The following is an 18,841-nucleotide window of genomic DNA, read 5'->3' as shown; positions in this document are numbered from 1 at the left end:
AAGCCGCTTCGCAACTGTCAGAGCGCGGCGAAGAATTGATAAAAATTGTCATGAAGGGATGACAAACGGTGCATCCTCGTGTATGTGCCCGCGTGGAATTGGGGTTTACCCCTTTAACCGCAAGCAAAGAATGGCGAACCCGCTCCTGCCGCAAGGCATGGCCTGAAGGCATCGACCGACAGGCAACCGTTGAGCGCTCTGGCTGTTTCAGAAGAAATCAGAGGTTAACATGACCAATATCATTCAGCAGCTGGAAGCCGAACAAGCTGCCAAGATCGAAGCAAAGCGCACCCTGCCTGAGTTTTCTCCGGGCGACACGCTGCGCGTGAACGTGCGCGTTACCGAAGGTAACCGTACCCGCGTTCAGGCTTATGAAGGCGTTTGCATCGCCCGTTCCGGCGGCGGCCTTTCCGAAAGCTTCACCGTTCGCAAGATCTCCTACGGCGAAGGCGTCGAGCGCGTATTCCCGATCTACTCGCCGCTGGTCGAAGGCGTTGAAATCGTTCGCCGCGGTAAGGTTCGTCGTGCGAAGCTCTACTATCTGCGCGACCGTCGCGGCAAGGCTGCCCGTATCGTTGAAAACACCGGTACGCGCGCCCGTAAGTTGAACGAGTCCGAGCGCCAGGCAGCTGCCGAAGAAAAGGCACGTCTGGAAGCTGAAAAGGTAGCAGCAGCACAGGCTCTCGCCGCCGAAAAGGCAGCAGCCGAAGCTGCTGAAGCCAAGGCAGCAGAAGAAGCAGCAAAGGCTGCAGAAACCGCAGCAGAATAAGATTTCCAGTTTACTGGATTTACGAAAAAGGCGGTCTTGGGACCGCCTTTTTTGTTGCGCTCACATGTCTTGCTCTCGCTCCGGCAAGCGTGCAATTTGAGAAAAATCGCTCCGGAGCCTTTCATGATCGCCAGACGCCCGTTTCTCGCCGCCCTCGCCGTATTGGCCATGACGCCTGCACTCGCCGGCGCCGTCGATCTGCCGGATCTTGAGGGACGCACCGTCGTCGTGGTCACGGAAAATGCCTATCCGCCGCTGCAATTCGTCGACCCGAAAAGCGGAAAAGCCATCGGATGGGAATATGATGCGATGGAAGAGATCGCCAGACGGCTGAATTTCAAGGTCGAATATCAAAATATTTCCTGGGACGCGATGATACAGTCAGTTTCTGCGGGGCAATACGACATCGGGATGACCGGAATCAGCATCAAGGACGACCGCAGGGAAAAAGTGGATTTCTCCGTCCCTTATATGCGTTCGGAAATGTTCATGCTGGTGCGGGCAGACGAAAACCGCTTTACCGACGCAAAGAGTTTCGCCGCCTTCGATAAAGGTCTCGTTGGCGCACAGGCCGGCACCACGCCCTTCTACACGGCCGTTTACGATGTTCTGGATGGCAACGAGCAAAATCCGCGCCTTCGCCTGATGGAAACCTTCGGCGCCAGCGTTCAGGCGTTGAAAACAGGCGATGTCGACCTCGTGCTCACCGATGGCGTTGCCGGCAAGGGTTATGTCGATGCGTCAAACGGCACGCTCAAACTGATCGGTGGTCCGCTTGGCGGCGATGACTTCGGTTTCATCTTCAAAAAAGGTTCCGATCTCGTTGCCCCTGTCAATGCCGCGATCGCGGCGCTGAAGGCGGACGGCACCTTCGCCGCACTCGATAAGAAGTGGTTCCTCGACTACAAGCTTGGCGAATGACGCTGCACGACGCCACAACAAAGCGGAACACGCAGAACAGCACGAGCGAGGATTTTCCCTGGTGGCTGCTCGCGATCCTCGTGATCGGCATTGCCCTTGCCGCGATGATCGCTGTCAATGGCATTTACACGCAGGTGTTCAGCACCGTGGCAAAAGGTGTCGGCATCACGGTTTCCGTCACGCTCATGGCCTTTATGCTGGCAACATTGCTTGGCCTTTGCATCGCCCTCGTCGGAATGGCTGATAATATCGTGGCACGGCAAGTGGCACGGTTTTACATCGAAGTGGTTCGCGGCATACCGATCATCGTTCTGCTTTTCTACATCGCTTTTGTGGGAACGCCAGGCCTGGTGGCGCTCTATAACGGGCTGACTGCTCCGCTTGTCTCACAGGGATGGGTGGAGCCTTTGCTTGTGCGGGACGTATCATTGATCTGGCGGGCGATCATCGCACTGACCATCGGTTATGCGGCTTTCATTGCAGAGATATTCCGCGCCGGCATACAGGCCGTTCCGGAGGGGCAGATCGAGGCAGCAAAGGCCCTCGGTTTCAGCCGCTATCAGCGCTTCAGGCTGATCACTCTGCCACAGGCGACCCGGACGATCTTTCCGCCGCTTTCGAACGATTTCGTGTCGATGGTGAAGGACAGCTCACTTGTTTCGGTGCTCGGCGTCACCGACATCACCCAAATGGGAAAAGTCTATGCCGCCGGTTCTTTCCGGTTTTTCGAGACCTATTCGATCGTCGCCTATATCTACCTGATCTTGACCATAGGCCTATCACTGATATTGCGGCGGATTGAAAAGGCGATGCGCTCGAAACAAGGATGAGGGAAAGGGGACAGCCGGAAGCAATCCGGCCATCCCTCTCTTTTGGTTCAGGCGGTTTGAGCCTGATTGCCCATCTTGCGGGTGGCGATGATGACTAGCACACCGGCAAGCGCGAGGCAGAAGGCAAGGAAGAACATCGGCGCAATGGTGCTGCCGGTCTGATCCTTGATCCAGGGCACGACGTTTTGCGCCACGAAGCCACCGAGATTGCCGACCGAATTGATGGCGGCGATACCCGCAGCAGCGCCCGCTCCCTTGAGGAAGCGGCCGGGCAGGCTCCAGAACACCGGCTGGCCTGCAAAGATACCTGCAGCGGCGATGCAGAGGAAAGCGAACTGCAACACCGGGTCGCTCAGCAATGCCGACATCAGCAGGCAAAACGCACCGATAAAGGCAGGACCAACGATATAGGGCGTCTTGTTCTTTGCCTTATCGGCCGCCAGAGGCACGACGAACAAGGCAACGGCAACGATCACCCAGGGGATGATGTTGATGAAACCGTTCGCGGTGTTGGAAACGCCAAAGCTCTTCACGATGGTTGGAAGCCAGTAGCTGAGACCATAGGCGGCCAGCGGAAATCCAACATAGCAGAGCGACATGAACAGAACCCGCGGATTGATCAGGGCTTTGAAGCCATCTTCCGCATGCTCTTCCATGCCCTTGTTCTCTTCGGCAAGCCGGTTCTTCAGCCAGTCCTTCTCGTCCTGCGACAGAAACTTGGCCTTTTCGGGCGTATCATCCAGATAGAAGAAGGTGGCTATGCCAGCGATCACAGCCGGAATACCAGTGGCAAGGAATACCCATTCCCACCCGGCATAACCGAGGAAACCGTCGAGATCGAGCAACATGCCGCCGAGCGGCGCGCCGATGGCATTGGCGAGCGCGCTGAAGATCATGAACAGGCCGATCATGCGGCCGCGATAATCGCGCGGGAACCAGAGCGTCATCAGGAACAGCACACCCGGGAAGAAGCCCGCCTCGCAAAGCCCGAGCAGGAAGCGCAGGATGTAAAACATCGTGGCGTTCTGCGTATAAGCAAGCGCAATTGTGACGGCCCCCCAGGAAACCAGAATGCGGGCAAACCATTTGCTGGCGCCGAAGCGGTTGAGGAACAGGTTGCTCGGCACTTCGAAGATGAAGTAGCCGATGAAGAACAGCGACGCGCCAAGACCATAGGCGTATTCGCTGAGGCTCAACGCATCGACCATCTGCAGCTTGGCATAGCTGACATTCTGTCGGTCGATATAGGCGATGAGATAGAGAAGGCCAAGAAACGGCATGAGCCGCCAGGTGATCTTCGAGATAAGGGCCTTTTCGGATACCATATGCTTTCCTCCCTTCGATTTCTCGTCGAATGCAAATGATAAGGGAACCCATCTATATGTGCGCTGCAAAATAGGCAAGTTGCGTTGCATCATAACAATTGCAAAGCGTTGCTGGGCAGGCCGTCTCGCCGTGATGCAGTGCATAGTGCTGGCACGATCCTGTCCTTCAGCCTGTCTCCTGCGCATTCATGTTGCCGTAAAACCATCGATCTGCTATGAAAGTTGCCATGGGATCTAAATTCGGATGTCTCGCTCAGAATGTGTATGTGCTGCAGGACCACAAGCGTCTGCCGGCACGCTTCTTTGCGCGCGTTTCCGGGGCGCTCACCAGCCGACTTAGGCTCGCCTGACAGCACCGCTGTCCACCGCCTTACTGAACCCTATTATCCTTTTCCATGACAAGGCACAGAGCCATGAGCGCACCCCGCACTTTGTATGACAAGATCTGGGACGACCACGTCGTCAATCGCGACCCGGATGGAACCTGTCTTCTCTATATCGACCGTCACCTCGTTCATGAGGTGACGAGCCCCCAGGCCTTCGAAGGTCTGCGCATCGCCGGCCGTCCGGTGCATTCGCCGGCCCGCACGCTCGCTGTGGTCGATCATAACGTGCCGACCACCGCCGACCGGCTGGAAGGCATCAAGAACGAAGAAAGCCGCATTCAGGTGGAAGCGCTGGCTCAGAATGCCAGGGACTTCGGCGTTGAATATTATTCCGAACGCGACAAGCGCCAGGGCATCGTTCACATCGTCGGTCCCGAACAGGGTTTCACCCTGCCGGGTATGACGATCGTCTGCGGCGACAGCCACACCTCCACCCACGGCGCATTCGGCGCACTGGCGCATGGCATCGGCACCTCCGAAGTTGAGCATGTTCTGGCCACACAGACGCTGATCCAGAAGAAAGCCAAGAACATGCTGGTGCGTGTCGATGGCAAAATCCCCGAGGGCGTTACCGCCAAGGACATCATCCTCGCCATTATCGGCGAGATAGGCACCGCCGGTGGCACCGGCCATGTCATCGAATTTGCTGGTGAGGCGATCCGTTCGCTCTCCATGGAAGGTCGCATGACGGTCTGCAACATGACCATCGAGGGCGGCGCCCGCGCCGGCCTGATTGCGCCTGACGAAACGACCTTCGAATACATCAAGGACAAGCCGCGTGCGCCGAAGGGCGAAACGCTGGAACAGGCGATCGCCTACTGGAAGACTCTGAAATCCGACGAGGGCGCCCATTACGACAAGGTCGTCATCCTCGATGCGGCCAATCTTCCGCCTATCGTCTCCTGGGGCTCTTCTCCGGAAGATGTAACCTCTGTTCAAGGCATTGTTCCCAATCCCGACGACATCGAGGAAGAAAACAAGCGCGCCTCCAAGTGGCGTGCGCTTGACTACATGGGCCTGAAGCCCGGCACGCGCATCACCGATATCGCCATCGACCGTGTCTTCATCGGCTCCTGCACCAATGGCCGCATCGAGGATTTGCGCGCGGCGGCGAAGATCGTTGACGGCCGTAAAGTCGCTCCCACCGTTTCGGCCATGATCGTGCCCGGCTCCGGTCTCGTGAAGGAACAGGCGGAAAAGGAAGGTCTGGACAGGATTTTCCTCGAAGCCGGTTTCGAATGGCGCGAGCCAGGCTGCTCCATGTGCCTTGCCATGAATGACGACCGCCTGAAACCCGGCGAACGCTGCGCGTCCACCTCGAACCGCAATTTCGAAGGCCGTCAGGGCTATAAGAGCCGTACCCACCTCGTCTCCCCCGCCATGGCGGCGGCGGCAGCCATTGCGGGTCATTTTGTTGACGTTCGTGAGTGGCAGTGATTGCCGGGTGAAGGTCTGAACATAAAACCCCGGGGTGATCCGGGGTTTTTGTTATTCAGAGATGATCTTTACCCTTTGCCCGGGCTGAATCGTGGCCGTGGCGCCCATCGCGTTGATCATGCGGAACATGTCAAGCTTCCGCTCCGTTCCCATCATCCGCGCCGCCATCGTGGCCACGGTTTCACCCGGCTTCACCGTCACCACCCGCACTCTTAGCGGCTTCAGGGAGGCGATCTCCTGCGGCGTCATCTTGCGGAAGCTGGTGCGCAAGGTATTGGCGATGGAATCGAGTTGCGTATTGCCCTTCGGCACCGCGGTCAGGAACCGGAATATCTGCTGGCCGACGCGGATGACCGTGACGTCGAAATCCCATTTATCCGCGCTTGCCCGGGCTGTCGCGGCCTCCAGTCCGTTGATCTGCGTTTCCTTTACCGTTTCAGGCAGCAGGCCGGCGACCCAGCCGCTCGTCAGGTAATTGGCAAGGCTCGTCTGTTTCGGATCGGCGACGCCGTCGAAACGGATTGCGACCTCGCCCGGCCCTGTCGCCAGCACAGCCTCAACCTTGTTGTCGATCACGAAACCTTCCGGCACGTCGAAACGAATGCCGAGCGTTCCATGCAGGAATGTCTGGCCGCGGACATAACCTTCCTGCGGGCTATCGCCGTAAAGCAGCCCGTCTATACCATCGAGAAACCAGTCTCGGCCACGATCTCCGACCTGGCCTTCCTGGCCGAAGGCACGGGCATGCCGGCGCGCAAGCTCGATGCGCTGTGGTGTATTGGGGTGACTCGAAAGGAAGTCGAGGCTCTGGTCGTTTTCCGGATCGGCCGAAGAGAACCGCGCATAGGCCGCCATGGAATCAAGAAAGCGCGGCGATGCGTAAGGATCGTAACCCGCCTCGCCAAGCATGCGTACCCCGATCACATCCGCCTGCAACTCCTGCTGGCGCGAAAAAGCTGCAAGCCGCAGCTTGCCACGGGCCAGCGCCTGCTTGCCGGCGAGATCGCTGGACAGGACCTCTGCAACCACGCGGCTCGCAATCACTTCCGCTTCTTCGCGGCGCTGACGTTCGATCCCGTGGTTGGCGGTGACGTGGCCCATTTCGTGCGACAGCACGGCCGCCACTTCCGAGGCGTCATTGGCGAGCGCCAGAAGCCCGCGCGTCACGTAAAGATACCCGCCGGGCAAAGCGAAAGCGTTGATGGCGGGCGAATTGAGAATGGTGATGCGGTAGGATTGCTGCGGATTTTCGGAGACGGCCGTCAGCGCTCCGGCAATCCGTGCGACAAGCCGCTCCGTCTTGGCATCACGATATTCGCCGCCATAGCTTGCCACGATGCGTGGATGTTCGCGTGCGCCCATCTGCGCGCGCGGATCGTTCTTCTGAACCTCTTCCACCGTCTGCGGATTGTCCGAGGGACGCAATGTGGACTGGTAGGCCGGGCTGAAAAGAGATTGGCACGATGACAGCAACACGGCAGAAGCGGTCAGCGCGGACCACGCCGCAGCGAGCCGGCCGGAACGGCGAAGGCCTGAACCGGAGAAGAGCCTCCGCTGTGCAGTCATGCTATTTTTCATTCTCTATGCCTGCCCCTTAACGTTCCTGATCATCCGTTAATTGCAGACCAGAATAACAGATTCGCCCCAACGGGCGATGAATGCCGAGACGGTAAAATCGATCCATCAAATCCGGAATATTCCTGAAGAACGCAATAATTCTCATCTTTTCTCGGGCAACAACTTGAAACTGGCAAGTGCAAATTAGCGCCATTGAAGTCATCTAAAGCGATTGCCAGCGGCGCGCGTCGAAAATAAGGCGGTCACCCGTTCAGGAAACTGTCCACGGCCTTCACATTTTGTGTGGCAAAGAAATCCGCTGTCGCTCCGGCAAAAACGACACGGCCACGATCAAGAAAAACCACCCGCCGCGCTAATCTTTTTATGTCTTCCGGGTGATGGCTCACAATAATCACCGCATTATTTGTTTCTTGATGCAAGTCAAGCAACAGAGAACTCATGCCCGCCCGTAGCCCTGGATCAAGTGCGGCGAAAGGTTCATCGAGCAGCATGACGGGCTTCTTCCTGACCAATGCGCGCGCAAGCGCCGCCCTCTGCCTTTCTCCTCCGGAGAGCGTGCCCGGCAAACGCTTGCCGAAACCCGAAAGACCAACGCGCGCAAGCGCAATATTTATCCTTTGCCGGTCTTCCGCGCGTAATCTTAGCGTGGGGCTTATGCCAAGCGCGACATTGGTAAAAACGTCGAGATGGGTAAAAAGATTATTGTCCTGAAAGATCGAAGAGACAGGCCTTTCGGAAGGGTCGAGCGTCGTCACGTCCCGTCCGCCGATCATCACGCGGCCGGAATCCGGCAACTCGAAACCGGCAACGAGGTTAAGCAGTGTCGATTTTCCCGAACCGGATGCACCGACGACAGCGGTGACCTGCCCCTGCGGAAACGCACAGTCGAGGTCGAAATCCTGTGTTCCAAGCCGCAGCCTGACCCTGTCAAGCTGCACTGCGAAATCGTCGCCCTTCATGTCATCGCCTCTGCCGCTTTTGCCTGCTCCGGTTGTGAATGTCGCGATACGCCGGTTGCAGCAAGCAACAGGCAGACCACACCGAGAAGAAAGGCGTAACCGGCGGCATCGTTGGTCCGGTAGCTGCCCATATTGCTATAGACGAGCCACGGCAAGGTGACGAAATTCTCTGAACCGAACAGGGCAACCGCGCCGAGATCGCCAAGCGACAGGGCCATCGCGAAGGAAAATGCCATGGCCAGCGGCCGCCACAAGACGGGCAGATCGGCGAACCGCAGCCGCGGCAGACCCTGAAGCCCGAGGCTGGCGGAAAGTCGGCCGGTGCGGAGAAAATGACTGGTGACGGCCGGCTCCAGCACCCGCATGGCAAGCGGCAGGGCCATCAGCATGTTGATGAGCGCCACGAGAACCGGGGCATAAACAGCGACGTCACCGAAAGGCCGCAAGAGAAGGAACCATCCGCTTCCGAGCACCACGGGCGGAACCAGTAGAACCAGAGACGATCCCGCGCCGAGAACGCTGGACAAGAGGTGAAGAGGCCGCGCGGCCCGCCGTTTCGCGCTGACCGCCTGACGTGCGCGGATGATCGCCATGCTGACGATGATCACGAAAATTGCCGAGAACGCGGCAATCCCAAGACTTGTCGCCGCCGCGCGCAGGAAGACCGGTGCTGTGATGAGGCGCGGCAGGTCTGCCTGGACGCCCGAGAAGACAATGGCGACCAGCGGCAGTCCGATCAACAGCACCGCGGAAACAATGATTAGACCGTCCCACAGGCGGGCCGCCGCCCGGCCCGCATCGAAACGGCGCACAGGCCGGCCAAGTGAAGCGATTTCCGCTTCCGGCGACGGCAGGCAGGCCAGAAGGCCGAGCAGGGCCGCGGTGAGGACGATCTGCAGAACCGAGAGCGCGATCGCCCGCTGCGGATCGAAATCGAACCGCAGCGCCTGGTATATAGCGACCTCCAGGGTGGTCGCCGCCGGCCCACCGCCCAAAAGGAGCACGAGCGTGAAACTGGTGGCGCAAAGCATGAAGATGAGGCCGGCGATACCCGGAACAAGCCGGGACACGGCCGGCCATTCGACAAAACGGAAAACCGAGATCGGCCCCATGCCGAGGCTCGCCGCCATGCGCCAATATTCGCCCGGAATACGCTCCAGCCCGGCCAGCAACAACCGGACGGAAAGCGGCAGATTGAAAAACACATGGGCAATGAGGATGCCGGAAAGACCGTAAATGCTGAAAGGTTCTTTCGCGCCGGCGAAAACAAGGAGCGTATTCAAGACACCCTGCCTCCCCCAGATGGTAATGATACCGAAGGCGCCGACGATCACCGGCAGCCCCATCGGCACTGCCATCAACCGGATGATCCAGACCCTTCCCGGAAACTCCCGCTGCCGGGAGAGTGCCAAGGCCACGGGAAGACCAAGAATGATGGAAAGAAGGGTGGAGAGCGTCGCCTGATAAACCGTGAAGCGCAGAATACGCAATGTATAAGGGTCCGAAATGCCGGAAGCGGATGCACCCGCGTCAAAGGACAGAAGCGCAAACACGGCGAGCGCCATGAACAGGAAAACGGCGGCAAAAGCCGCCGTCCCGAAAATGATTGACCGCCGGTAATCGCGACGCAGCATCATGCGTGGACGCGCCTCTTCTTCAATTCATGCTCATGGCCGCCAGCCATTCGTCTATCCATGCCTTGCGGTTTTTCACGACCTCTTCCGGCTGCATCAGGAAAGTCTTCTGCGGCACGACGAGCCTGGAAAAGGCCTCCGGCAGGGGGGCGGAGGTTGCCGCAACCGGCATCATCCAGTTGTTTTCGGGAATGGTATCCTGAAAACCGGAGGTGAGGGTGAATGCGAGAAACTGCTTTGCAAGATCCTTGTGCGGCGCGTTTTTGAGAAGGCCTGACACTTCGATCTGGATGTAATGTCCTTCGGAGAAAGCTGCAGCCTGATAACGATCCGTCTTTTCGGCGACCATATGATAGGCGGGCGAAGTCGTGTAGGACAGCACCATCGGCACCTCCCCCTTGGTGAAGAGCCCGTAGGACTCCGACCAGCCCGGCGTAACGGTAAGGATCCGCTTCCTGAGCTTTGCCCAGGCTTCCGGCGCCTGGTCGCCATAAACCGATTTCACCCACAGAAGCAGCCCCAGTCCCGGCGTCGAGGTGCGCGGGTCCTGAATGGCTATCTTCTGGGCGGGGTCGCCGTCCACGAGTTCTTTGAGGCTCGTTGGTGGGCTTTTCAGCGTCCGGGTGTCATAGACGATAGCGAAATGGCCGTAATCATAGGGAACGAACACATCGTCCTCATAGCCGCCGGGTACCTTGGCCGCTGATGCATCGACGCCGCTGACATCGAAAAGGCCGGTCTGTTTCGCCTCCGCGACCAGATTTGTATCAAGTCCCACGACGACATCCGCCTTGGAGCCCGCACCTTCCAATTTCAGCCGGTTGAGAAGCGCCACGCCGTCCGCCACGCCAACAAAATTGACGGTGCAAGCGCACACCTTCTCGAAAGCTTCCTTTATTTTGGGACCGGGCCCCCATTCAGAAACAAAGCTCTCATAGGTGTAGACCGTCAGTTCTGGTTTTTCCTGCGCAACTGCGAAGCCGGGCAGAAGCATGGAAACGGCAATGATGGAATTTACAAAAATACGACGGCGCACGAATATCTCCTCAAAACGAGGAGGGAAATAGCCGCCTGCATGAAAGCCGTCTAATCCCTCCGCCGGTATGAACCGGATCAGGTTCTTCGGGTTGGCAAGCCTCTCAGCCTTTTGCGCCCAAGCGCGAAAGACACCCCGTTAGATCAAGATAATGGTGTAGTCCCGCAGACCCATCTTGGCAAGATGGCTGCCATCAACCCTGCGGCGCCATGTGCACAAGCTCCCAGACGTGGCCGTCGGGATCCTGAAAACTACCTGCATACATGAATCCGTGATCCTGAACGGGTTTCCAGCGGCTGCCGCCTGACGCGAGCGCGGCCTCGATCATACGGTCGATTTCCTCCCGGCTTCCGGCGGAAAGACAGGTCAGTACCTCGGTACTCCGCTTGGCGTCGGCGATGTCGCCGTTGATGAAATCACGAAAACGCTCTTCCTGAAGGAGCATGACGAAGATGTTTTCCTCGACAATCATGCAGAGCGTGCGGTCATCGGAATATTCCGGATTGAAGGTGAAACCCAGTGTCGTGAAGAAGGCTCTCGATGTCTCGATATTCTTGACGGGCAGGTTGACGAAGATCATGCGCATGGTGTTGAACTCCTCCGAACCGGGACAGCAAACGGCATTTCCGCCGTCCTGTCAAAGGCGTATGGCGGTGTGGTCGGAAAGATCGGTCAGCCTTCCAGTTCCTCGCGCAGCATCTCCAGCTCCAGCCACTCCTCTTCCATGGCCTCAAGCTTTTCGCGCAGCTTTTCCATTTCCTGCGCCAGCTTGTTGAAGGCCGCCTGATCCTTGGCGAAGAGTTCCGGGTCGGCCATGCGCTGCTCGCGTTTTGCAATCTCTTCCTGCGCCTTCTCCATCTCCTTGGGGAGATTTTCGAGGGCGAATTTCTGCTTGAACGAAAGCTTGGCCTTGGCCTTTCCAGGCTCCTGCGAAGACGGGGCTGAAGGTGCGGCTTTCGCCTTTTCCTGTCTCTCAGCTTTTCGTTTCTCTTCCGCAGCTCCCTTGCGCTGCGCCATCATATCCGAATAGCCACCGGCATATTCGATCCAGCGTCCGTCCGGTTGATCGGGATTGGCCGGCGCGATGGTGGAAGTGACCGTACGGTCAAGAAAATCACGGTCGTGGCTGACAAGGATGACCGTGCCGGAAAACCCGGCAACGATCTCCTGCAACAGATCCAGCGTTTCGATATCGAGATCGTTGGTCGGTTCGTCGAGAATCAGAAGATTGGTCGGCCGGGCGAGAATACGCGCCAGAATGAGCCTTGCACGCTCGCCGCCGGAAAGGTTGCGGATGGGTGTGCGGGCCTGTTCCGGCTGGAACAGAAAGTCCTTCATATAACCCGTGACATGCTTCACCTCGCAATTGACGAGAAGATTGTCGCCCCGGCCGTCGGTCAAATAATGTGCGAGCGTATCGTTGGGATTGAGCTCCTCGCGCTTCTGGTCAAGCGTTGCGATCTCGAGATTGGTGCCGAGCTTCACCCAGCCGCTGTCTGGTTCAAGCTGGCCGGTGAGCATCTTCAGCAACGTTGTCTTGCCCGCGCCATTCGGTCCGACGAGACCGATGCAATCGCCGCGATGCACCCGCAATGAGAACGGCGCGACAATCATGCGCTCACCGTAAGCCTTGGTGATAGCCTCCGCCTCGATGACCAGCTTGCCGGACTCCCGGCCTTCCGTGACGGTCGCCTGCACCGTCCCCTGCGGCCCCTTGTGCCCACGATATTCCGCCCGCATGGCCTGAAGCTCACCGACACGGCGCATGTTGCGCTTGCGCCTTGCAGTCACGCCATACCGCATCCAGTGTTCTTCGCGCTCGATGGCCTTGCCGAGCTTGTGTTGTTCAAGCTCTTCCTCTTCAAGGACCTTGTCACGCCATTCCTCGAAATGGGCAAAACCACGATTGAGACGGCGGGACTGGCCGCGATCGAGCCAGACGGTCGAGGTCGAAACCCGTTCGAGAAAACGACGGTCGTGCGAAATCAGCACCAGCGCGCTGCGGGTCTGCTGGAGTTCGCTTTCAAGCCATTCGATTGTCGGCAGATCCAGATGGTTTGTGGGTTCGTCCAGCATCAGAATATCGGGCTCCGGCGCCATGACACGCGCAAGCGCGGCGCGGCGTGCTTCACCACCGGAGAGGTTTGCCGGATTTTCCTGACCCGTAAGCCCGAGATGCTCGAGAAGATAAGTAACCCGATAGGCATCGTCGCCAGGCCCGAGCCCCGCCTCGGCATAGGCCTGAACGGTATCGTAACCGGCAAAATCCGGAGCCTGTTCCAGATAACGGATGGTTGCAGCGGGATGACGGAAAACCTCGCCCGACTGGGCCTCGACAAGGCCCGCTGCGATCTTCATCAGCGTGGACTTGCCGGAACCGTTGCGTCCGACAAGGCAGATGCGGTCGCCCGGCTCCACCTGGAGATTGGCGCCGTCCAGCAGCGGGGTGACGCCGAAGGTCAGCTTGATGTCATCGAGTTTCAAAATAGGGGGTGCCAAGGCGTCAGGCTCCGGTCAGATCATAAGGGCGGGCGAGCACGATGGCTTTTCCGCTTTTAAGCGAAAAATGCACAGGGCCGCCATTCGCGACATTGGAAATAGTGCGGGAGGAACCGAAAGCAAGCGCGAAATCCTCCAGCGGGTAACGCACATTGCCGATATCCAGCCCCTCCAGGGCTGTGAAGCCGGCCACCGAGAAAAGCGAGCCTGCGGGTAGAGAGACATCAAGCGAGCCCGGGAGCAGCGGCCGGGCCTCTTCCTCGCCGGAGGTGAGCGAAACATCGAGACCACGTTCGGCAAGCGCGACGGCGTAAAGGAGGTGCTGGAGGGCATGGTCGCTTCGTGCACCCCCGAGCGCGCCGACAAGCACCAGCGTACCGGCGCCGCGGGCGAGCGCCTCCGAGACCGCTATCTCACCATCGGTCACCGCCTTTGCGGCCGGGTAAGGCTGCCGTGTCACACCGGGCCAGGCATCCAGCAACTCTTTGGTGGCGGAATCGAAATCCCCGACCCACAACTCCGGTGTGAGGCCAAGCGGCCGGGCGTGGCGCATGCCGCCATCAGCCGCGATCACGCGGCTACCCGCGACCGCGTCCCTGAGACGATCAGTAACCGTAACGTCGCCGCCGAGCAGAATGGTGAAGTGCGCTTTATCCATGCCCTGCCTTATCGCACCTCGGCCGAAAATGGAAAGCCGAAAGCCTCCGAAAACCGTCCATATTGATTTTCGTCGGCTTCGGGATTATGAAACGCCTTAGTGGTGATTTGCCGACCGGCTTGCAGCCACTTTAAAGAAGTCGCTAAAGGGTCGAGGAAAAAGGCAATTTCCTAGGACCGGTCGCGATTTCCGCTGCCGGTTTTTTTGTTTTCGCAACGTTCTTTACGTGATCCGGAAAAGAGAGTTCGACATGCCGATCAAGATTCCCGATACGCTTCCCGCCTTTGAGACCCTCGTTCACGAGGGCGTGCGGGTCATGACCGAAACGGCGGCCATCCGACAGGATATCCGCCCGCTCCAGATCGGGCTTCTCAACCTCATGCCGAACAAGATCAAGACGGAAATCCAGATGGCGCGCCTCGTTGGCGCCTCGCCGCTTCAGGTTGAGTTGTCGCTCGTGCGCATCGGCGGTCATCGCGCCAAGAACACACCGGAAGAACATCTCCTCTCCTTCTACGAGACGTGGGAAGAGGTGCGTCACCGCAAGTTCGACGGTTTCATCATCACCGGTGCCCCCATTGAGCTGCTGGACTATGAGGACGTCACCTACTGGAATGAAATGCAAAAGATTTTCGAGTGGACGCGGACCAATGTCCATTCGACCCTCAACGTCTGCTGGGGCGCGATGGCCGCCATCTATCACTTCCACGGCGTGCCTAAATACGAGCTGAAGGAAAAGGCTTTCGGTGTTTACCGCCACCGCAATCTTTGCCCCTCGTCGATCTACCTCAATGGTTTTTCGGACGATTTCCAGGTTCCCGTGTCACGCTGGACGGAAGTGCGCCGCGCCGACATCGAAAAACATCCGGAACTCGAAATCCTCATGGAGTCGGAGGAAATGGGTGTATGTCTGGTACATGAGAAGGCAGGCAACCGTCTCTATATGTTCAATCATGTCGAATATGACTCGACATCGCTTTCGGAAGAGTATTTCCGCGATGTTCACGCCGGCGTGCCGATCAAGCTGCCGCATGATTATTTTCCGCATAACGACCCCGAACTCGCGCCCCTTAACCGCTGGCGCAGTCATGCCCATCTGTTTTTCGGAAACTGGATCAACGAGATATACCAGACCACACCGTATGAACTCGAGGCCATCGGCCAGCTGGCGGCCTGAATTTGCGGGATTGCGAATTGCCGGGAAATGACGCAACGTCCGCCCGGCAATTCATGGCAACCGGGAGAATGATGTTATGAGCGACGGGGCAGCACGGGAGAATTTTGGTTTCACGGCAACGGGCGAAAAGGTCGAGCGTGTCACCATTTCGAAAGGTGGGCTTACAGCGAAGGTCATTACCTGGGGTGCCGTCATCCAGGATTTGCGCCTTGAGGGTCACCAGCCGCCGCTCGTTCTCGGCTTCGACAAATTCGAGGATTATAAATATTCCTCCTATTTCGGCGCCACACCCGGCCGTAACGCCAACCGCATCGGCAATGGCAGATTTTCGATCGACGGTCACGAATACCAGCTGGAGCTGAATGAAAAGGGCGTAACCCACCTGCACGGCGGCAGCGACGGCATGGGCAAACGCAACTGGATGCTGATGGAACACGGCGAAAGCCACGCGGTTCTGCAGATCATCGACCCCGATGGCCGTGCCGGTTATCCCGGCAACTGCACGGTCACAGCCACCTACACGATCCGTGACGGCGGCGTGCTGTCGGTGGTCTATGAAACGGTGACCGACAAGCCGACCATCGCCAATGTGTGCCAGCATTCCTATTTCAATCTCGATGGCGCCGACACCGCACTTGGGCATGAGATCAGCATCGCGGCTGACTTTTACCTGCCCACCAACGACAAGCAGATACCGACCGGCGAAATCCGTTCCGTCGAAGGCACCGTCTTCGACCTTCGCCACCCGACGCCGATGCGGCGCAGCGAAAATGGTGAGCAGGTTCTCTACGACCATAATTTCTGCCTTTCGCCCGAGCGCCGCGCCAAGCGCAAGGTCGCCCGCGCTTATTCGCCAGCCTCCGATATAGCTCTCGAGGTACACACCACCGAACCCGGTGTGCAGTTTTATTCGGCTTTCAAACTGGACGTTCCCGTTCCGGGCCTCGATGGCCGTCATTACGGTCCCTTTGCCGGTTTCTGCCTGGAAACACAGATCTGGCCGGATGCCATCAACCACCCTGATTTTCCGCATGCCATACTACGGCCGGGCGAGACGCTGCGCCAGGAAACCGACTATATTTTCAAGAAGGGCTGAAGCGGCGCGCTGGTATCAATCCAGTACGCAGCCGACATAGCTGCCCGAGGCGCGGGCGCGGCGCTCGATAAGGCCGGCGAGCCTCTGCAAGCCGCGTCCCGGCTTGCTGGCCACACGATCAATGGGATTGGGAAGCGAAACGGCCAGAAGTGCGGCCTGTCGGGAACTGAGCTTGGCGGCCGGCACCTTGAAGTGGTGCTGGGCGGCAGCCTCGATGCCGTAAATACCCGGTCCCCATTCGGCGACGTTGAGATAAATCTCCATCATCCGCTTTTTTGACCAGACGAAATCGGCGGCAATCGCCAGCGGCAATTCCAGTCCCTTGCGCAGAAACGAACGACCGTTCCATAAAAACAGGTTTTTGGCCGTCTGCATCGGGATGGTGCTGGCGCCGCGCGTCGCGGCCCCGTCGAGCGCATTGCTGACCACGGACTGCATCTGGTTCCAGTCAACCCCGCCGTGAAAACAGAATTGCCCATCCTCGGACATCATCACCGATTGCACGAGGCGCGGCGAAATATCCTCTAGTGGCACCCAGCGCCTGTCATAGCCTTGCAGCGTGACCAGATCGGCAAGCATCAGCGTCGACACGGGCCGGATGAAGGGCAACGCATAAACCGGAATCAGCAGATAAGGCAGGATGAGCAATGCCAGCAAGGTCATGATGATGCGCTTGGCCAACGTGCGAAAATCCACCTTCGGACTGCTCCGGTCTTCCGCCAGCACGGCGTAATCTGCGTCGCTTTCAGGCGTACTGCTCACTATCCGTCCCCGCACCCCACGCCAGTTGAAGCCTTTCATAGTCCATTGCCGTCTTCAAGGCGAGTCCGGCGCGACAGTTGAGTTGGGGGAATCACGAAAAGGTTTGCCTGCATTCGCGCGGCGTGCCAAAGAGCGCGGCATGGACGCTCAGATGACGAATTTCGAAACACGGCTGCGCGAGAACGCCGCCAGGACCGAAGCCCTGCTTGGCCGCCTGCTCTCCGGCGAGACACGCGCGGATGAGATCGCGCGTCCGCAGAACCTGCTCGAGGCCATGCGCCACGGCGTGCTGAACGGCGGTAAACGCCTGCGGCCCTTCCTCGTCATCGAAAGCGCCGCACTCCTCGGCGGAGATGGAGAAGTTGCGCTTTTTGCCGGTGCCGCGCTGGAATGCCTCCATTGCTATTCGCTGGTTCACGACGATCTGCCGGCTATGGATGACGACGACCTGCGTCGTGGCCAGCCAACGGTGCATCGCAAATTCGACGAGGCGACCGCCATCCTCGCTGGCGACAGCCTGCTGACGCTGGCCTTTGATATCATTGCATCGGAAGAAAATCCGCTCGCGGCCGGGCGCAAGGCCGCGCTCGTGCTTTCGCTTGCCCGCGCAGCGGGCATCGGCGGCATGGCCGGCGGGCAGGCGCTTGATCTCGCCGCGGAAAAGAACGCACCGGACGAAACCGGCATTATTACATTGCAGGCTATGAAAACCGGCGCACTGCTGCGCTTCGCCTGCGAGGCGGGCGCAATCATCGCCGGTAGCGATGATTGCGAAAGGCAGAGGCTACGCCTCTTTGGAGAAAAAATCGGCCTCGCCTTCCAGCTGGCAGACGATCTCCTGGATTTGACGGCCGACGCCGCCACCATGGGCAAGGCGACCGGCAAGGATGCCGCACGCGGCAAGGGAACGCTGGTGGCGCTGCGCGGCCAAGACTGGGCGCGTCGCAAACTTCAGGAACAGGTGGCAGAGGCCAGCGAACTCCTGGCTCCCTATGGCGAAAAGGCCGCGATTCTCATCGCGGCCGCCAGATTTATCGCAGAACGAAAAAGCTGAGTGGGTTTTCCCGCTCAGCCTCTCCAGTCGATCAGCCCTTGAGCGGCGAAATCAACACTTCCACACGGCGGTTTTGGGCGCGACCATCAGACGTTGCGTTCGAGGCGATGGGCTGCGAAGGCCCAAAGCCAAGTGTTGAAATGCGTCGTTGATCGACACCGCGTGCGCCGAGATAGTTGGCAACCGACGCGGCGCGGCGTTCCGAAAGCCCCTGATTGTGGGCGAGGCTACCGGTCGAGTCGGTATGGCCGTTGATGTCGATCAGCGTGCGGTTGAACTTGTTCAGCACGATCGCAACGGAATCGAGCGTCTGATAGAAGGGCGGAATGACCTGATCCTGATCCGTGGCAAAGGTGATATTCGACGGCATGTTGAGAACAATGCTGTCGCCACGGCGGGTCACCGAAACGCCGGTCCCCTGAAGCTGCGCGCGGAGTTCCGCTTCCTGGCCATCCATGTAATTGCCGATGGCGCCGCCAGCGAGCGCGCCGATGCCGGCACCGATCAGGGCGGCGTTACGGCGTCCGACCGGCGAACCGCCCACAGCCAGACCGCCGAGCGCACCGACAACAGCGCCGATACCCGCGCCGCCGGCCGTGTTCGACATTTTCTGCTCGCCCGTATAAGGATCGGTGGTGGTGCAGGCGGAAAGATAGGTGCCGCAAAGGGCGACGATCGCGATTTTTTTGATCATGTGTTTTGATGCTCCGAAAGGGTCAG

Annotated in this window: 17 protein-coding genes and 2 riboswitches; of the genes, 7 read left to right on the top strand and 10 right to left on the bottom strand. The window is 58.8% G+C overall.

Going from position 1 to position 18,841, the window contains the following annotated elements; translation table 11 throughout:
- Positions 1 to 229 precede the first annotated feature (229 nt).
- The 3 genes from rplS (at position 230) to K7A42_RS10585 (ending at position 2,520) form a co-directional block, all read left to right on the top strand.
- Positions 230 to 769, top strand: coding sequence for a 50S ribosomal protein L19 (rplS, locus tag K7A42_RS10595; protein ID WP_003505101.1), 540 nt, complete (start codon positions 230 to 232; stop codon positions 767 to 769).
- 123 nt (positions 770 to 892) lie between these two features.
- Positions 893 to 1,690, top strand: coding sequence for a transporter substrate-binding domain-containing protein (locus tag K7A42_RS10590; RefSeq protein ID WP_004443949.1), 798 nt, complete (start codon positions 893 to 895; stop codon positions 1,688 to 1,690).
- Complete coding sequence (locus K7A42_RS10585; RefSeq protein WP_112765643.1) at positions 1,687 to 2,520, top strand: amino acid ABC transporter permease; 834 nt, start codon at positions 1,687 to 1,689, stop codon at positions 2,518 to 2,520. The genes K7A42_RS10590 and K7A42_RS10585 overlap by 4 nt, the downstream gene beginning before the upstream one ends.
- 47 nt (positions 2,521 to 2,567) lie before the next feature.
- Here K7A42_RS10585 and K7A42_RS10580 read toward each other — a convergent pair whose 3' ends face one another.
- Positions 2,568 to 3,845, bottom strand: a complete 1,278-nt coding sequence (locus K7A42_RS10580; protein WP_022556971.1) for an MFS transporter — start codon at positions 3,843 to 3,845, stop codon at positions 2,568 to 2,570.
- Positions 3,846 to 4,258: 413 nt separating this feature from the next.
- On the opposite strand from K7A42_RS10580, the gene leuC reads away from it, so the two are divergent.
- Positions 4,259 to 5,668, top strand: coding sequence for a 3-isopropylmalate dehydratase large subunit (leuC, locus tag K7A42_RS10575; protein ID WP_045533396.1), 1,410 nt, complete (start codon positions 4,259 to 4,261; stop codon positions 5,666 to 5,668).
- Positions 5,669 to 5,719: 51 nt separating this feature from the next.
- Here leuC and K7A42_RS10570 read toward each other — a convergent pair whose 3' ends face one another.
- The 7 genes from K7A42_RS10570 to K7A42_RS10540 form a co-directional block, all read right to left on the bottom strand.
- Positions 5,720 to 7,234 (bottom strand): M48 family metalloprotease, encoded by a 1,515-nt coding sequence (locus K7A42_RS10570; protein WP_034500057.1) that lies wholly within the window; start codon positions 7,232 to 7,234, stop codon positions 5,720 to 5,722.
- Positions 7,235 to 7,488: 254 nt separating this feature from the next.
- The gene (locus tag K7A42_RS10565; protein WP_045533399.1) at positions 7,489 to 8,205 is read right to left on the bottom strand and encodes an ATP-binding cassette domain-containing protein; all 717 of its coding nucleotides are present in this window, start codon (positions 8,203 to 8,205) and stop codon (positions 7,489 to 7,491) included.
- On the bottom strand, positions 8,202 to 9,842 hold the full coding sequence (gene thiP, locus K7A42_RS10560) for a thiamine/thiamine pyrophosphate ABC transporter permease ThiP (protein ID WP_282455135.1): 1,641 nt from the start codon (positions 9,840 to 9,842) through the stop codon (positions 8,202 to 8,204). The genes K7A42_RS10565 and thiP overlap by 4 nt, the downstream gene beginning before the upstream one ends.
- A gap of 19 nt (positions 9,843 to 9,861) precedes the next feature.
- Entirely contained in the window at positions 9,862 to 10,875 is a 1,014-nt protein-coding gene (gene thiB, locus K7A42_RS10555; protein ID WP_282455134.1) for a thiamine ABC transporter substrate binding subunit, read from the bottom strand.
- A gap of 37 nt (positions 10,876 to 10,912) precedes the next feature.
- Positions 10,913 to 11,023, bottom strand: a riboswitch (TPP riboswitch).
- A gap of 45 nt (positions 11,024 to 11,068) precedes the next feature.
- Positions 11,069 to 11,461: a VOC family protein gene (locus K7A42_RS10550; RefSeq protein WP_004443965.1), complete on the bottom strand. Its 393-nt coding sequence runs from the start codon at positions 11,459 to 11,461 to the stop codon at positions 11,069 to 11,071.
- An 86-nt stretch (positions 11,462 to 11,547) separates the two neighbouring features.
- Positions 11,548 to 13,374 carry an ABC-F family ATP-binding cassette domain-containing protein gene (locus K7A42_RS10545; protein WP_282455133.1) on the bottom strand — a complete coding sequence of 609 codons (1,827 nt, stop codon included), beginning with the start codon at positions 13,372 to 13,374 and terminating at the stop codon, positions 11,548 to 11,550.
- A 4-nt stretch (positions 13,375 to 13,378) separates the two neighbouring features.
- Positions 13,379 to 14,032: a thiamine diphosphokinase gene (locus K7A42_RS10540; RefSeq protein ID WP_282455132.1), complete on the bottom strand. Its 654-nt coding sequence runs from the start codon at positions 14,030 to 14,032 to the stop codon at positions 13,379 to 13,381.
- 89 nt (positions 14,033 to 14,121) lie between these two features.
- Positions 14,122 to 14,198: riboswitch (SAM riboswitch) on the top strand.
- 84 nt (positions 14,199 to 14,282) lie between these two features.
- On the opposite strand from K7A42_RS10540, the gene metA reads away from it, so the two are divergent.
- Positions 14,283 to 15,209: a homoserine O-acetyltransferase MetA gene (gene metA, locus K7A42_RS10535; protein WP_022556978.1), complete on the top strand. Its 927-nt coding sequence runs from the start codon at positions 14,283 to 14,285 to the stop codon at positions 15,207 to 15,209.
- Between the two features lie 76 nt (positions 15,210 to 15,285).
- A complete protein-coding gene (locus K7A42_RS10530; RefSeq protein WP_006698282.1) occupies positions 15,286 to 16,305 on the top strand; it encodes an aldose epimerase family protein in 1,020 nt (339 codons plus the stop codon).
- A gap of 15 nt (positions 16,306 to 16,320) precedes the next feature.
- Here K7A42_RS10530 and mtgA read toward each other — a convergent pair whose 3' ends face one another.
- Entirely contained in the window at positions 16,321 to 16,968 is a 648-nt protein-coding gene (gene mtgA / locus K7A42_RS10525) for a monofunctional biosynthetic peptidoglycan transglycosylase (protein WP_220360067.1), read from the bottom strand.
- Between the two features lie 238 nt (positions 16,969 to 17,206).
- On the opposite strand from mtgA, the gene K7A42_RS10520 reads away from it, so the two are divergent.
- The gene (locus K7A42_RS10520) at positions 17,207 to 18,121 is read left to right on the top strand and encodes a polyprenyl synthetase family protein (protein ID WP_282455131.1); all 915 of its coding nucleotides are present in this window, start codon (positions 17,207 to 17,209) and stop codon (positions 18,119 to 18,121) included.
- 31 nt (positions 18,122 to 18,152) lie between these two features.
- On the opposite strand, the gene K7A42_RS10515 is transcribed toward K7A42_RS10520, so the two are convergent.
- Positions 18,153 to 18,815, bottom strand: coding sequence for an OmpA family protein (locus K7A42_RS10515; protein WP_004443979.1), 663 nt, complete (start codon positions 18,813 to 18,815; stop codon positions 18,153 to 18,155).
- Between the last annotated feature and the right edge of the window lie 26 nt (positions 18,816 to 18,841).

The sequence above is a fragment of the Agrobacterium sp. InxBP2 genome, assembly GCF_026191755.1.
In the GTDB taxonomy this organism is placed as follows: Bacteria; Pseudomonadota; Alphaproteobacteria; order Rhizobiales; family Rhizobiaceae; genus Agrobacterium; species Agrobacterium pusense.
The sequence above is the reverse complement of the archived record's forward strand: the minus strand, read 5'-3'. Positions and strand labels throughout refer to the sequence as shown.

Coding starts and splice junctions, on each gene's coding strand:
- rplS (WP_003505101.1), top strand. CDS start 230: ATGACCAATATCATTCAGCAGCTGGAAGCCGAACAAGCTGCCAAGATC.
- K7A42_RS10590 (WP_004443949.1), top strand. CDS start 893: ATGATCGCCAGACGCCCGTTTCTCGCCGCCCTCGCCGTATTGGCCATG.
- K7A42_RS10585 (WP_112765643.1), top strand. CDS start 1,687: ATGACGCTGCACGACGCCACAACAAAGCGGAACACGCAGAACAGCACG.
- K7A42_RS10580 (WP_022556971.1), bottom strand. CDS start 3,845: ATGGTATCCGAAAAGGCCCTTATCTCGAAGATCACCTGGCGGCTCATG.
- leuC (WP_045533396.1), top strand. CDS start 4,259: ATGAGCGCACCCCGCACTTTGTATGACAAGATCTGGGACGACCACGTC.
- K7A42_RS10570 (WP_034500057.1), bottom strand. CDS start 7,234: ATGACTGCACAGCGGAGGCTCTTCTCCGGTTCAGGCCTTCGCCGTTCC.
- K7A42_RS10565 (WP_045533399.1), bottom strand. CDS start 8,205: ATGAAGGGCGACGATTTCGCAGTGCAGCTTGACAGGGTCAGGCTGCGG.
- thiP (WP_282455135.1), bottom strand. CDS start 9,842: ATGATGCTGCGTCGCGATTACCGGCGGTCAATCATTTTCGGGACGGCG.
- K7A42_RS10550 (WP_004443965.1), bottom strand. CDS start 11,461: ATGCGCATGATCTTCGTCAACCTGCCCGTCAAGAATATCGAGACATCG.
- K7A42_RS10540 (WP_282455132.1), bottom strand. CDS start 14,032: ATGGATAAAGCGCACTTCACCATTCTGCTCGGCGGCGACGTTACGGTT.
- metA (WP_022556978.1), top strand. CDS start 14,283: ATGCCGATCAAGATTCCCGATACGCTTCCCGCCTTTGAGACCCTCGTT.
- K7A42_RS10530 (WP_006698282.1), top strand. CDS start 15,286: ATGAGCGACGGGGCAGCACGGGAGAATTTTGGTTTCACGGCAACGGGC.
- mtgA (WP_220360067.1), bottom strand. CDS start 16,968: ATGACCTTGCTGGCATTGCTCATCCTGCCTTATCTGCTGATTCCGGTT.
- K7A42_RS10520 (WP_282455131.1), top strand. CDS start 17,207: ATGGACGCTCAGATGACGAATTTCGAAACACGGCTGCGCGAGAACGCC.
- K7A42_RS10515 (WP_004443979.1), bottom strand. CDS start 18,815: ATGATCAAAAAAATCGCGATCGTCGCCCTTTGCGGCACCTATCTTTCC.